The organism is Streptomyces sp. NPDC046379, assembly GCF_055587785.1.
Window position 1 is genome coordinate 1 of sequence record NZ_JBVJFP010000004.1, and the last position, 14,714, is coordinate 14,714.

A 14,714-nucleotide genomic window follows, 5' to 3' on the forward strand; every position below is an offset into this window, starting at 1 on the left:
GAGAAGTACCAGCTGCGCCCCCGCGACTGGGACGCCGCCGAACGCGAGGGCCGCACCATCGCCCCCCTGATCACCCGCCTCAACGAGATCCGCCGCCGCCACCCGGCGCTGCGCGGGCTGAGGAACCTGCGCTTCCACACGGCCGACGACGACGCGGTGATCGCGTACAGCAAACGCACCGGCGCCGACACCGTTCTGGTCGTCGCGAACCTCGACCCCCACCGCACCCGCGAGACCACCGTCTCGCTCGACATGGCGCACCTGGGACTCGACCCGCACGCCTCCGTGTCCGTCCACGACGAACTGTCGGGCGAGACGTATCAATGGGGCAGCCGGAACAACTACGTGCGTCTGCAGCCCGGCCGGGCCTGCGCCCATGTGTTCCACGTCCGGCGTTCGCCCGCCTCGCCGCAGATCGGAGGGTCCCCAGCGTCATGACCGTCAACGAGCCCGTACAGGACACGTTCGAGGACACCCCGGCCAAGGACCGCGACCCCGAGTGGTTCAAGCGCGCGGTCTTCTACGAGGTCCTCGTCCGCTCCTTCCAGGACAGCAACGGCGACGGCGTCGGCGACCTCAAAGGGCTGACCGCCAAGCTCGACTACCTCCAGTGGCTCGGCGTCGACTGCCTGTGGCTGCCGCCCTTCTTCAAGTCCCCCCTCAAGGACGGCGGCTACGACGTCTCCGACTACACCGCCGTCCTGCCCGAGTTCGGCGACCTCGCCGACTTCGTGGAGTTCGTGGACGCCGCCCACCAGCGCGGCATGCGCGTGATCATCGACTTCGTCATGAACCACACCAGCGACCAGCACCCGTGGTTCCAGGAGTCCCGCAACAACCCGGACGGCCCCTACGGCGACTACTACATGTGGGCCGACGACGACAAGCAGTACCAGGACGCCCGCATCATCTTCGTCGACACCGAGTCCTCGAACTGGACGTACGACCCGGTGCGGGGCCAGTACTTCTTCCACCGCTTCTTCTCCCACCAGCCGGACCTCAACTACGAGAACCCGGCCGTGCAGGAGGAGATCCTGGCCGCCCTGCGCTTCTGGCTGGATCTGGGCATCGACGGCTACCGCCTGGACGCCGTGCCCTACCTCTACGCGGAGGAGGGGACCAACTGCGAGAACCTCCCCGCCACCCATGAGTTCCTCAAGCGGGTCCGCCGCGAGATCGACGCGCTGTACCCGGACACGGTGCTCCTGGCCGAGGCCAACCAGTGGCCGGAGGACGTCGTCGACTACTTCGGCGACTACGCCGCGGGCGGCGACGAGTGCCACATGGCCTTCCACTTCCCGGTCATGCCCCGCATCTTCATGGCCGTGCGCCGCGAGTCGCGCTATCCCGTCTCCGAGATCCTGGCCAAGACGCCGGCGATCCCGTCGGGCTGCCAGTGGGGCATCTTCCTGCGCAACCACGACGAGCTGACCCTGGAGATGGTCACCGACGAAGAGCGCGACTACATGTGGGCCGAGTACGCCAAGGACCCCCGGATGCGCGCCAACATCGGCATCCGCCGAAGGCTCGCCCCGCTCCTCGACAACGACCGTCACACGATCGAGCTGTTCACCGCGCTGCTGCTGTCCCTGCCTGGCTCGCCGATCCTCTACTACGGCGACGAGATCGGCATGGGCGACAACATCTGGCTCGGCGACCGCGACGCCGTCCGCACGCCCATGCAGTGGACCCCGGACCGCAACGCGGGCTTCTCCACCTGCGACCCGGGCCGGCTCACACTGCCGACGATCATGGACCCGGTCTACGGCTACCAGGTCACCAACGTCGAGGCGTCCATGGCGTCGCCCTCCTCGCTGCTGCACTGGACCCGCCGGATGATCGAGATCCGCAAACAGAACCCCGCCTTCGGGCTGGGCTCGTACACCGAGCTGCAGTCCTCCAATCCCGCGGTGCTCGCCTTCCTGCGGGAGTACGAGGACGACCTCGTCCTGTGCGTCAGCAACTTCGCCCGCTTCGCCCAGCCGACCGAGCTCGACCTGCGCGAGTTCGCCGGGCGCCATCCCGTGGAGCTGTTCGGCGGGGTGCGCTTCCCGGCCATCGGCGAACTGCCCTATCTGCTGACCCTCGGGGGCCACGGCTTCTACTGGTTCCGGCTCGTCCGAGTCGCATCTCGCATCGGCCGACGATCGTGAGCGTGCGCCGACGAAAGGAGGCGTCACCATGACGAAGACCGCACCTCTCCGCCCGAGCGGTACGGGGCTCACCCATCCCATGGCCTCGCTGGACGGGCTGCTGCGCGAGTGGCTGCCCGGCCGGCGCTGGTTCGCCGGGAAGGACCGGCCCGTCACCGACCTGCGGCTGCTGTCGCTGACGGAGCTGTTCCCGGGCTGTCTGCACCTGCTGGTGCACGCCGGCCACATGGGCGTCCCGCACGCCGGGGTGCCCGCGCCGGGCGGCGCCACCCCGCCGGGCGACTGCTACCAGCTGCTGCTGGGCGTGCGGGAACACCCGTCACCCCGCCTGGGCCGGGCCCTGATCGGCCGCCCCCAGGAGGGGCCGCTGGCCGGCATGACGGTCTACGACGCGCTCCTGGACCCGCGCTCGGCGCATCTGCTCCTGGAGCGGCTGCGCCACCCGGGCACGGCCGGCCCTCTGCGCTTCGAGTGCGACCCGGCCGCGCCGGTGCCCGCCGGGCTCACGCCGCGGGTGCTCGACGCCGAGCAGTCGAACTCCTCACTGGTGTACGGCGACGAGTTCATCCTGAAGGTCTTCCGACGGGTGCAGCCCGGCGTCAACCCGGACCTGGAGGTGCCGGGCGCGCTGGCCGGGCAGGGCTGCGCCCGGGTGCCCGCGCCCGTGGCCTGGTTCCGCACCACCCGGCCGTACAAGGCCACTCTCGGTGTGCTCCAGCCGTTCCTGCGCGACGCCTCCGACGGCTGGACGCTGGCCCTGCGGGCGCTCGCCACCGGTGACGACTTCACCGCCGAGGCCCATGAGCTGGGCCGGGCCACGGCCGAGGTGCACCTGGCCCTGGCCGCCGCCTTCCCGGCCGGCGGGCGCTGCGAGAACGGCCGCACGGCCTCCGCGATGGCCGAGCGGCTGGACGCCGCCGCGCACAGCGTGCCCGGGCTGCGGCCGTTCGTGCCGGGGCTGCGGACCGCGTTCAGCGCACTGCTCACCTGCGACCCCGGCCCGCCCGCCCAGCGCATCCACGGCGACCTGCACCTGGGCCAGGTGCTGCGGGCGGGCCGCGAGTGGTTCGTCATCGACTTCGAGGGCGAGCCCTCCCGCCCGCTGAGCGAGCGGCGCACCGCGCAGTCCCCGGTCCGGGACATCGCGGGCATGCTGCGCTCCTTCGACTACGCGGCCCGGCAGCGCCGCCCGTGGCGGCCCCAGTGGGCACGCCGCTGCCGGGAGGCCTACTGCGCCGGCTACGCCGCGCGGGCCGGCTGGGATCCGCGAAAGAAGCACGGACTGCTGCGCGCCTACGAGACCGACCGGGCCGTCTACGAAGTGCTCTACGAGGCCAGGCACCGCCCGGACTGGCTCCCCGTACCGATGGCGGCGATCGAACGACTCGCCGTGAGAGGAGACTGACACCGTGGCCCTGCGCGACACCTCACTCCCCGAGGCCTCCGGCCCGCGCCCGCCCGCCCACCGGTCCGGCGGCTGCGCCCCTCCCCTGGACCCCGCCGACCGCGGCCGGCTGCTGTCCGGCTCCCACCACGACCCGCACGCCCTGCTGGGGGCGCACCCGGTGCCCGACGGCGTCGCCGTCCGGGCGCTGCGCCCCTTCGCCCGCGCGGTGACGGTGCTGGCCGGCGGCGAGCGCTTCGCCCTCGTCTCCGAGGGCGACGGCCTGTTCAGCGGGGTGCTGCCGACGGACGAGATCCCGGCGTACACGCTGCTCGTGGCGTACGAGGACGCCGAGCACGAGGTCCACGATCCCTACCGCTTCCTGCCCGCGCTCGGCGAGCTGGACCTGCATCTGATCCGGGAGGGCCGGCACGAGCAGCTGTGGCGGGCGCTCGGCGCGGAGCCGATGACCCACCAGGGCGTCGCCGGCACCCGGTTCACGGTGTGGGCGCCGAACGCCCGCGGGGTGCGGGTCGCCGGGGACTTCTGCTGCTGGGACGGCACCGCGTTCCCGATGCGGTCGCTGGGCGCGTCCGGGGTGTGGGAGCTGTTCCTGCCGGGGATCGGCGAGGGCGCCCGGTACAAGTTCGAGATCACCTCCCAGTACGGCCACCGGTTCCTGAAGGCCGACCCGATGGCCCGGGAGGCGGAGGCGCCGCCCGCGACCGCGTCGGTGGTGACGGCGTCGCACTACGAGTGGGGCGACCAGGAGTGGCTGGCCCACCGCGCCGACACCCCCGTGCACGAGGCGCCGTTCTCCGTGTACGAGGTCCACCTGCCCTCCTGGCGGCCGGGACTGACGTACCGTCAGCTCGCCGAGCAGCTCCCCGAGTACGTCAAGGACCTCGGCTTCACCCACGTCGAGCTGATGCCGGTCGCCGGGCACCCGTTCAGCGGGTCGTGGGGTTACCAGGTGACGTCGTACTACGCCCCGACCGCGCGGCTCGGCAGCCCGGACGACTTCCGGTACCTGGTCGACTCCCTGCACCGCGCGGGCATCGGCGTGATCATGGACTGGGTGCCGGCGCACTTCCCGAAGGACGACTGGGCGCTGGCCCGCTTCGACGGGGACCCGCTGTACGAACCCGGGAACGCGCAGCGGGCCGAGCATCCGGACTGGGGCACCTACGAGTTCGACTACGGGCGGACCGAGGTGCGCAACTTCCTCGTCGCCAACGCCGTCTACTGGTGCGAGGAGTTCCACATCGACGGGCTGCGCGTGGACGCCGTCGCCTCGATGCTGTACCTCGACTACTCGCGCGAGCCGGGCCAGTGGACGCCGAACCAGTACGGCGGCCGGGAGGACCTCGCGGCGATGGCGTTCCTCCAGGAGATGAACGCCACCGTCTACCGGCGGGTCCCCGGTGTGGTGACCATCGCCGAGGAGTCCACCGCCTGGGGCGGCGTGACCCGGCCGACCGACGCCGGCGGGCTGGGCTTCGGGCTGAAGTGGAACATGGGCTGGATGCACGACTCGCTCCAGTACATGAGCAAGGAGCCGGTGCACCGCAAGTACCACCACCACGACATGACGTTCGCGATGGTGTACGCGTACAGCGAGAACTACGTGCTGCCGATCTCGCACGACGAGGTGGTGCACGGCAAGCAGGCGCTGGTATCCAAGATGCCCGGCGACTGGTGGCAGCGGCGCGCGAACCACCGCGCCTACCTGGGCTTCATGTGGGCCCACCCGGGCAAGCAACTGCTGTTCATGGGGCAGGAGTTCGCACAGGGCGGCGAGTGGTCCGAGGAGCACGGGCCCGAGTGGTGGCTGCTCGACCCGGGTCACTGCGCCGCGGGCGATCACCGGGGCGTGCAGGACCTGGTGCGCGATCTCAACGGCCACTACGTGCGGACCCCGGCGCTGTGGCAGCGGGACACCGACCCGTCCGGCTTCCAGTGGGTGGCGTGCGACTCGGCCGACGACAACGTCTTCGCGTTCCTGCGGTTCGACGCCGGGGGCGACGTGCTGCTGGCGGTGAGCAACTTCTCGCCGGTCGTCCGGCACGACTACCGCGTCGGCGTGCCCGAGTCCGCGCCGGCCTGGCGGGAGGTCCTCAACACCGACGCCGCGCGCTACGGCGGCAGCGACGTCGTCCACCCGGAGCCGGTCAAGGCGGAGGCCGAGGGCGCGCACGGCCGCCCGGCCAGCGTCCGGCTGACCCTGCCGCCGCTGGCGACGGTCTGGCTGCGGCCCGCCTGACCTGGGCGGCCGCGCGAGGACGGCAGGTGTCCGAGCGGCTTTCGCGGGCAGTCGAGGACGTACGCCGGGACCCCCCGGCGTCGTGGACAGCTCGTGGAAAGGCCGCATGACGTGCGCACCGTCGGAGTGGAGGAGGAACTCCTGCTGGTCGACCCGGACACCGGCGAGCCGCGTGCGCGGTCCGCGGCGGTGCTCGCCCGGGTCGAGCAGGACGACGCCGACCAGGACGTGTTCGAGAAGGAACTCCACGAGCAGATGCTGGAGTTCGCCACCCATCCCCAGTCGGACATGGGCGCCCTCGGCGCGGAGATCGCCCGCTGCCGGCGGGAGGCGGCCCGGCACGCCGGGGACATCGGGTGCACGGTGGCCGCACTCGCCACCTCCCCGCTGCCGGTGAGCCCCGCCATCGGCACGACCGAGCGTTACCGGTGGATGGAGGAGCAGTACGGCATCGTCCCGCAGGAGCAGCTGGTCTGCGGCTGCCACGTCCACGTCTCCGTCGAGTCCGACGAGGAGGGCGTCGCGGTGGTGGACCGGATCCGGCCGTGGCTGCCGGTCCTGTCCGCGATCAGCGCGAACTCGCCGTTCTGGCAGGGCAAGGACACCAGCTACAGCAGCTACCGCAGCCGGGTGTGGCAGCGCTGGCCGTCGGCCGGGCCCACCGAGCTGTTCGGGTCCGCCGAGAACTACCACCGGCGGGTGGCCGGCATGGTGGCCACCGGGACTCTCCTGGACGAGGCGATGGTGTACTTCGACGCCCGCCTGTCCGAGCGCTACCCGACGGTGGAGGTCCGGGTCGCGGACGTCTGCCTGCACGCGGAGACGGCCGTGCTGATCGCGACCCTGTGCCGCGCCCTGGTGGAGACGGCGGCGAACGAGTGGCGGGCGGGGCGGGAACCGGCCGATCCCGGCGTCAGCCTGCTCAGGCTGGCCTCCTGGCGGGCCGCCCGCGCGGGGCTCACCGGGGACCTGGTGCACCCCGCGACGATGCGGCCGGAGCCGGCCGGGACGGTGGTGGAGGCGCTGCTGGAACATGTGGGCGACGCGCTCGCGGCCACCGGCGACCTGGACCGGGCGCGGTCGTCGTGCGAGCGGCTGCTGCGGGACGGCAACGGCGCCCGGATCCAGCGCGAGCTGCTGGAGCGGACGGACAGCCTGCGCGAGGTCGTCGTCGAGTGCGTGCGCCATACGCAGCAGTGACCGGCGCACGTGAGGGTCGCCGCCCCGCGGCCCGTGGTTCGCGGGGCGGCGACCGGGATCGGGTCAGAAGATCAGCGTCAGGGCGTAGATCAGGAAGAACGCCGCGACCAGCACCACCAGGAGCATGATCAGGGTCAACGGTCCCTTGGCCCAGCCCTTGGTCGGATTGTGCGTCTCCCGGGGTCCCGCCTCCGGCATGCTGCTCTCGGCGGGTGGCGTCTCCCCAGGGGGGACGCCGCCGCCGGGTTCCAGTCCGGTCGAGCGCTCGGGCTCCGGGTCGGGGTTGATGTACGTCATGGCCTCCGAGTCCCCCGATCCCACCGGGATCATCGGACCCGTCCCACTTCCGCGTTCCCGGCGCCAACCGCCGCGGTCTGGGCTACATTCGACCACCGTCGATAACCGTTCCCGTCGGCGCCGTCACAGCCCGTAGACCGCAGGAGCAGCAGCGCATGCCCGACTTCGCACTCGCTCCCCCGCCCGTCCCGGCCTCGGCCGGCGGGCTCGCCGACAGCATCTTCGACACCGCCGTCCGGGAACCGGACCGCCCCCTGGTCGCCCGCCGCCGCGACCCCCTCGCCGCCGAGTGGGAGGAGGTCACCGCGGCCGAGCTGCGCGACGAGGTGGTCGGGCTGGCCTCCGGGCTGGTGGCCTGCGGGATCGCCCCGGGCGCACGGGTCGCCATCATGGCGCGCACCCGCTACGAGTGGACGGTTTTCAGCCATGCGCTGTGGACGGTGGGGGCAGAGGTCGTGCCGATCCATCCGACGTCCTCGCGCGAGCAGGTCGAGTGGATCCTGCGGGACTCCGGCTGTGTGGCCGTGGTGGTGGAGGACGAGCAGGGCGTGATGACGGTCGGGTCGGTGTGCGCGGCCCTGCCCCGGCTGCGCCATGTCTGGCAGCTGGACACCGGTGCGGTGGCCGAGCTGCGGGCGCGCGGCGAGTTCATCCCGCCGGCCACCGTCGACTCGCTGCGTCGCATCGTGGCGCCGCACTCCACGGCGGTCGTCGCCTACACCTCCGGAACCTCCGGCCGCGCGACGGGCTGCGCGCTGAGCCACCATGGCCTGGCGAGCCCCTGCGACATCCTGCTCGCAGGCTGGGGCCACACGGCCGCCCGGCCCGGAGAGCAGGGCCGGGTCCTCGTCTTCCTGCCCTTCTCCCATGTGTACGGCCTGATGATCCAGGGTCTGTGCCTGCGCGGCGGACTGCTGATGGGGCATGTGCCCGATCCCACTCCGGAAGCACTGTCGTCGGCGCTGCGCTCGTTCCGGCCGACGTACTTCTACGGTGTGCCGTCCATGTTCGAGAAGATGTACAAGAATTTCCTGCGCACGGCCCAGGAGTCGGGACGCGGCGCACTGTTCGAGCGGGCCGCCGAGACCGCGCGGGCGTTCGCCGCGGCCACCGAACGGCAGCGGCTCGGCCGGGGACCGGGGCCGGGCCTGGACCTGCGGCTCCAGCACGCGCTGTACGAGCGCGCGGTCTACCGCCGGCTGCGCGGCGTGCTGGGCGGCCGGGTGTGCCGGGCCACCTCGGGCGGCTCGCCGCTGAGCCGGGAGCTGTCCCTCTTCTACGAGGGCATCGGCATCTACGTGCACGACGGTTACGGGCTGACCGAGACCAGCGGCGGCATCACCATGCAGCCGCTGGGCCGGGAGAAGTCGGGCACGGTCGGGCAGGCGCTGCCCGGCACGGAGATCCGGGTGGCCGCGGACGGGGAGATCCTGGTGCGCGGTCCTTCGGTGTTCCGCGGCTACGTCGGCGACGCGGCGCACCGGTCCACGCCGGGGCCGGACGGCTGGCTGGCCACCGGGGACCTCGGGCGGCTGGACCAGGAGGGGTATCTGACGATCACCGGCCGCAAGAAGGACGTGATCATCACCAGCGGCGGCAAGAGCGTGGCCCCGGCCGCGCTGGAGCAGCGGCTGCGGATGCATCCGCTGATCCACCAGGCGGTGGTGGTGGGCGACAACCGTCCCTGCGTGGGCGCGCTGATCACCCTGGATCCGGAGTTCGTGACGCACTGGCGGGCGGCGCTGGCCCTGGAGCGGGACGCGCCGTCCCGGGAGGCGCGGGAGGAGAACGCGCTGCGCGAGGAGGTGGCGCGGGCGGTCGCCGCCGCCAACAGCGCGGTGTCGCGGCAGGAGTCGATCCGGGTCTTCCGGGTGCTGCCGGAACCCTTCGACGTGGCGAACGGGCTGCTCACCCCGTCGATGAAGCTGCGCCGGGACGAGATCGTGCGGACCTACGCGGAGGAGATCGACGCCATGTACGAGGCCCGCTCGCACCGCGGCCGGTACGGACCGCGGGAGGAGGCCGCCGACTGGGACGACTCCGACAACGTGTTCCGGTGAGGGCGCGTTCCGGTGAGCTCCTGCAGGCGGGACGCGTAGGCCCGGTGACGACGGGAACCCGCAACAGTGGCCTCACGGCCGCACGGACAGGAGCACAGCCTTGCACGCGAGAGGCTGGAAAGGTGACATGGCAACCGAGCCCCGTTGGGACGACACACTGACCGGCCGACAAGCCCCGAGCCGCAGCGCCGGCTTCCCGGGCGAACCGCACGACGTGACCGGCGCGCGCCTGGCCGCGGAGGAGTTCCTTCGCGATCTGGCCCGCACCTCCCCGCCCGCGGCCCCGGAGTACTGGCACGACATCCTGCTGGTCGTCACGGAGCTGGCGGCCAACGCGGTGCAGTACGCGCCCGGCCCGTTCCGCCTGGACATGCGCCGCACGTTCGACGGGGTGCACATCACGGTGCACGACACCAGCAGCACGCCTCCGGCGCCCCGTCCCTTCCATCCGCGGCACGGCGGAGGAGGCATCGGATGGCACCTGATCCAGACCCTGTGCGACCAGGTCAGCGTGGTGCCCGACGGGCGCGGCAAGGACGTGCACGTCTTCCTGCCCTGGTGACCGGGCCGTGGCCGGCCCCGGGGGCGGGCCGGTCCGGCCCGCCCCCGGTCAGGCGCTGGTGGCCTGGCGGGGCGGCAGGCCACGGTAGTAGTCGCCGACCGCGGTCAGATACGGCGCCTGCCGGGTCTCGCTGTCGGTGCGGAACCGCGGCGCCTCCTTGACCTCGGCCTTGCTGCACGCGAGCGTCACCCGGCGGTTGCCGGTGTCTATGCCGGTGACGAGCCCCACCGGGACCAGGACGCTGCTGCCGAACACCCACACGCCGGTGTCGACGACGAGGTGACGCATGCCGTGCGGATCGGCCATGCGGTCGACGTGACCGATCGTGCCGTCCGTCCCCTCGACGGTGAACCCCGTCAGGTCCTGTCCCTCGGCGTGCTCGGCGCCCGGTGCGTACGACCAGATTCTGTCGATGGTCACGCTTCCTCGTCCTCCCTCGCGGATCTGCCGCGGAACCGGCGGTCCGGCCACCGGGTCCGTGTGCTCCTTCACGCCACCAACTACCCCTGTGTCACGGGGACATTCGGCGCGGCGGCGGCCGGTCCCCGGACGATCGGGCGGGGCGAGGGAAATGCAGTCGAGTACCCGCTTTCCGGCCGCCCAATCCCGGTGGGTCTCTGGTTCCGGCCGTCTCCGTGAGAGGCTTTGTTCCGACCCGTGAACCTGGGTTAGCCTTCGGCGTATTTCTCATCGCGCACATCCGTGAACAGCGGAAATGCGGACACGACGGTAGGGGTCGGCAACGGCCCGGCGGGGTTCCGAGTCCTTCGCACGGGGACTCCTGGGGAGCGGAACGAGGGTGCACATGACAGGCAACACCTCCGGAGTGGTCGACGCGGTACCCGGAGACGACAATCTCCGGTTGCTGCTGGCCGGCCTGACGGCGGTACGCGACGGCGACTTCGGCACCCGGCTGCCGGACGATGCCGAAGGGCTGATGGGCGACATCGCCACGGTCTTCAACGGCATGGTCGACCAGCTGTCCGTGTTCACCTCCGAGGTCACCCGGGTGGCCCGCGAGGTCGGCACCGAGGGCACGCTGGGCGGGCAGGCGGAGGTGCCCGGTGTCTCGGGCACCTGGGCCGACCTCACCGACTCCGTCAACGCCATGGCGGGCAATCTGACCACGCAGGTGCGCGACATCGCCCAGGTGGCGACGGCGGTGGCCAAGGGCGACCTGTCGCAGAAGATCGACGTACCCGCGCGCGGGGAGATCCTTCAGCTGAAGGAGACCGTCAACACGATGGTCGACCAGCTCTCCGCCTTCGCCGACGAGGTCACCCGCGTCGCCCGCGAGGTCGGCAGCGAGGGCCGCCTGGGGGGTCAGGCGCAGGTGCCCGGGGTCGCCGGGGTGTGGCGGGACCTGACCGACTCGGTGAACCTGATGGCGGGGAATCTGACCGCGCAGGTCCGCAACGTCGCCCAGGTCGCCACGGCCGTGGCCAAGGGCGACCTCTCCCAGAAGATCACCGTCGACGCCCGCGGCGAGATCCTCGAACTCAAGAACACCATCAACACGATGGTCGACCAGCTCTCCGCCTTCGCCGACGAGGTCACCCGCGTCGCCCGCGAGGTCGGCACGGCCGGCAACCTCGGCGGGCAGGCCACCGTGCGGGGCGTGTCGGGCACCTGGAAGGACCTCACCGACAACGTCAACGTCATGGCGTCCAACCTGACCAGCCAGGTGCGCTCCATCGCGCAGGTGGCGACCGCGGTGGCCCGCGGCGACCTGTCGCAGAAGATCACGGTCGAGGCCAAGGGCGAGGTCGCGGCGCTCGCGGACGTCATCAACACGATGGTCGACACGCTGTCCGCGTTCGCCGACGAGGTCACCCGCGTCGCCCGCGAGGTCGGCACCGAGGGCCGCCTCGGCGGCCAGGCGCACGTGCCGAACGTGGCGGGCACCTGGAAGGACCTCACCGACAACGTCAACTCCATGGCCAACAACCTCACCGGCCAGGTGCGGAACATCGCACTGGTGACGACGGCGGTGGCCAAGGGCGACCTGTCGAAGAAGATCGACGTGGACGCCCGCGGCGAGATCCTGGAGCTGAAGACGACCATCAACACGATGGTCGACCAGCTCTCCGCCTTCGCCGACGAGGTCACCCGCGTCGCCCGCGAGGTCGGCACCGAGGGCCGGCTCGGCGGCCAGGCCGAGGTGGAGGGCGTCTCCGGCACCTGGAAGCGGCTCACCGAGAACGTCAACGAGCTGGCGGGCAACCTGACCCGGCAGGTGCGCGCGATCGCCGAGGTCACCAGCGCCGTCGCCGAGGGCGACCTGACGCGTTCCATCAACGTGGAGGCGTCCGGCGAGGTCGCCGAGCTCAAGGACAACATCAACTCCATGGTGGAGTCGCTGCGCGAGACCACCCGCGCCAACCAGGAGCAGGACTGGCTCAAGACCAACCTGGCGCGCATCTCCGGGCTCATGCAGGGCCAGCGGGACCTGCCCGTCGTCGCCGAGCTGATCATGGACGAGCTGGTGCCGCTGGTGTCCGCGCAGTACGGCGCGTTCTACCTGGCCGACGAGGGCGAGGAGGGCCAGGAGCTGCGGCTGGTCGGTTCCTACGGCCGCCCGGACGACGACTCCCGGCCCACCCGGTTCCCGTTCGGCCGGTCGCTGGTCGGCCAGGCGGCCCGCAGCCGCCGCACCATCGCCGTGGACGAGCTGCCGCCCGGCTATGTGACGATCTCCTCGGGCCTCGGCCAGGTGGAGCCCACCGCGCTGCTTCTGCTGCCCATCGTGTCCGAGGGACAGGTGCTGGGCGTCATCGAGCTGGCGTCCGTCACCCCGTTCGCCCAGGTCCACCAGGACTTCCTGGAACTGCTGATGGAGACCATCGGCGTCAACGTCAACACGATCGTGGCCAACGCCCGCACCGACGAGCTGCTCGGCGAGTCGCAGCGGCTGACGGCCGAGCTGCAGGCCCGGTCGGCGGAGCTGCAGTCCCAGCAGGAGGAGCTGCGGCGCTCCAACGCGGAGCTGGAGGAGAAGGCGTCGCTGCTCGCCGACCGCAACCGCGACATCGAGGCGAAGAACCTCCAGATCGAGCAGGCCCGCCAGGAGCTGGAGGCCCGCGCCCAGCAGCTGTCGCTGGCGTCGAAGTACAAGTCGGAGTTCCTGGCGAACATGAGCCACGAGCTGCGCACCCCGCTCAACAGCCTGCTGATCCTGGCCCAGCTGCTGGCCCAGAACCCCTCCCGCAACCTCACCCCCAAGCAGGTCGAGTACGCGCAGATCATCCACTCGGCGGGCTCGGACCTGCTCCAGCTGATCAACGACATCCTCGACCTGTCCAAGGTCGAGGCCGGGAAGATGGACGTCTCGCCGGAGGTCGTGTCGCTGCGCCAGCTCATCGAGTACGTCGAGGCCACGTTCCGGCCGCTGACGACGCAGAAGAGCCTCGACTTCACGGTGACGACCGCGCCCGGCGCGCCGGCCGACCTGCTCACCGACGACTCCCGGCTGCGGCAGATCCTGCGCAACCTGCTGTCCAACGCGGTGAAGTTCACCGAGCAGGGCGGCGTGGAGCTGCACATCGCGCCCACCTCCGACGAGGAGGTCCCCGCGGGCGTCGCCCGGGGCGGCCCGGTCGTGGCGTTCCGGGTCAAGGACACCGGCATCGGCATCCCGGAGCAGCATCTGGACTCGATCTTCGGCGCCTTCCAGCAGGCGGACGGCACCACCAGCCGCAAGTACGGCGGCACCGGGCTCGGCCTGTCCATCACCCGGGAGATCGCCCAGCTGCTCGGCGGCGCGGTCACCGTCGACAGCGCGCCCGGCCAGGGCAGCACCTTCACGCTGTTCCTGCCGGTGAGCCGGCCCGACTTCGAGGTCCTGCCCGGCACCGGCCAGTGGTCCGACCCCGAGCCCGCCGAGCTGTCGGCCTCCGCCGTCGTGCCCGCCCTGAAGCGGGGCGGCGCGGACCCGTTCGACGGCCGCCCGCGCCGACTGCTGGTCGTGGAGGAGAGACCGCGCGGACTGCTGACGCTGGTCGCCGAGAGCGTGGTCGCGGACGTGCAGGACGGCGCCGCCCACCCGTCCGTCGAGGTGCTCACCGCCGTCGGCGCGCAGGAGGCCGCCGGGGCGCTGGCCTCCTCGCCGTGCCACTGCGTGGTACTGGAGCTGGGCATGCCCGGCGAGGAGGCGCACCGCTTCCTGGAGGCGCTCAGCGGCGACGCGGCGCTGGCGAGCCTGCCCGTGCTGGTGCACACCGGGCACCGCACCAACCCCGTCCAGGAGGAGGCGCTGCGGGCTCGCGCCGAGGGCCGGGCGCTGGAGTTCGTCTCCAGCCTGGACGAGCTGCGCGAGCGCATCGTGCTGCACCTGTCGGCCGAGGAGCCCGGTGACGTGCTGCCGCTGGTCCGCCCGGAGGAGACGCAGATTCCGGCGCAGCCCTCCGACGGCGCCGACCGGGGCCGCACCGTGCTCGTCGTGGACGACGACGCCCGCAACCTGTTCGCCCTCAGCGGCATCCTGGAGCTGCACGGCTTCCGGGTGCTGCACGCCGAGGACGGCCGCAAGGGCATCGAGACGCTGCGCGCCAACCCGAACGTGGCGCTGGTCCTGATGGACGTGATGATGCCGGAGATGGACGGCTACGCGGCCACGGCCGAGATCCGCCGCATGCCCGAGTACGCGGATCTGCCGATCATCGCGGTGACCGCCAAGGCGATGCCGGGCGACCGGGAGAAGTCCCTCGCGTCCGGCGCCAGTGATTACGTCACCAAGCCGGTGGACACCCAGGACCTGATCGCCTGCGTGCGACGGTGGCTGCCCGCATGACCGCCG

At 71.9% G+C, this 14,714-nt stretch carries 9 protein-coding genes and 1 pseudogene; 8 read left to right on the top strand and 2 right to left on the bottom strand.

From position 1 onward, the window contains the following. From ACZ6KF_RS09350 to ACZ6KF_RS09370, 5 genes and pseudogenes are all read left to right on the top strand, one after another. Nucleotides 1-438: pseudogene (locus ACZ6KF_RS09350) on the top strand (alpha-1,4-glucan--maltose-1-phosphate maltosyltransferase); the annotation flags it as partial. Further along, the gene (gene treS / locus ACZ6KF_RS09355) at nucleotides 435-2,153 is read left to right on the top strand and encodes a maltose alpha-D-glucosyltransferase (RefSeq protein ID WP_469237901.1); all 1,719 of its coding nucleotides are present in this window, start codon (nucleotides 435-437) and stop codon (nucleotides 2,151-2,153) included. The pseudogene ACZ6KF_RS09350 and the gene treS, both read left to right, overlap by 4 nt. A 28-nt stretch (nucleotides 2,154-2,181) precedes the next feature. Beyond that, the gene (locus ACZ6KF_RS09360; protein WP_356637517.1) at nucleotides 2,182-3,558 is read left to right on the top strand and encodes a maltokinase N-terminal cap-like domain-containing protein; all 1,377 of its coding nucleotides are present in this window, start codon (nucleotides 2,182-2,184) and stop codon (nucleotides 3,556-3,558) included. A 4-nt stretch (nucleotides 3,559-3,562) separates the two neighbouring features. Then, the gene (gene glgB / locus ACZ6KF_RS09365) at nucleotides 3,563-5,800 is read left to right on the top strand and encodes a 1,4-alpha-glucan branching enzyme (RefSeq protein WP_469237903.1); all 2,238 of its coding nucleotides are present in this window, start codon (nucleotides 3,563-3,565) and stop codon (nucleotides 5,798-5,800) included. Between the two features lie 111 nt (nucleotides 5,801-5,911). Then, entirely contained in the window at nucleotides 5,912-7,000 is a 1,089-nt protein-coding gene (locus ACZ6KF_RS09370; protein WP_356637521.1) for a glutamate--cysteine ligase 2, read from the top strand. Nucleotides 7,001-7,063: 63 nt separating this feature from the next. On the opposite strand, the gene ACZ6KF_RS09375 is transcribed toward ACZ6KF_RS09370, so the two are convergent. Continuing rightward, complete coding sequence (locus ACZ6KF_RS09375) at nucleotides 7,064-7,297, bottom strand: DUF6480 family protein (RefSeq protein WP_356637319.1); 234 nt, start codon at nucleotides 7,295-7,297, stop codon at nucleotides 7,064-7,066. A 155-nt stretch (nucleotides 7,298-7,452) separates the two neighbouring features. On the opposite strand from ACZ6KF_RS09375, the gene ACZ6KF_RS09380 reads away from it, so the two are divergent. Continuing rightward, nucleotides 7,453-9,357 carry an AMP-dependent synthetase/ligase gene (locus tag ACZ6KF_RS09380; protein WP_469237905.1) on the top strand — a complete coding sequence of 635 codons (1,905 nt, stop codon included), beginning with the start codon at nucleotides 7,453-7,455 and terminating at the stop codon, nucleotides 9,355-9,357. 127 nt (nucleotides 9,358-9,484) lie between these two features. Next, nucleotides 9,485-9,919, top strand: coding sequence for an ATP-binding protein (locus ACZ6KF_RS09385; RefSeq protein ID WP_356637323.1), 435 nt, complete (start codon nucleotides 9,485-9,487; stop codon nucleotides 9,917-9,919). Nucleotides 9,920-9,967: 48 nt separating this feature from the next. On the opposite strand, the gene ACZ6KF_RS09390 is transcribed toward ACZ6KF_RS09385, so the two are convergent. Then, nucleotides 9,968-10,339, bottom strand: a complete 372-nt coding sequence (locus ACZ6KF_RS09390) for a PRC-barrel domain containing protein (protein WP_356637325.1) — start codon at nucleotides 10,337-10,339, stop codon at nucleotides 9,968-9,970. 385 nt (nucleotides 10,340-10,724) lie between these two features. Here ACZ6KF_RS09390 and ACZ6KF_RS09395 point away from each other — a divergent pair, with 385 nt between their 5' ends. Next, on the top strand, nucleotides 10,725-14,708 hold the full coding sequence (locus ACZ6KF_RS09395; RefSeq protein ID WP_469237907.1) for a HAMP domain-containing protein: 3,984 nt from the start codon (nucleotides 10,725-10,727) through the stop codon (nucleotides 14,706-14,708). The last annotated feature ends 6 nt before the right edge of the window (nucleotides 14,709-14,714 follow it).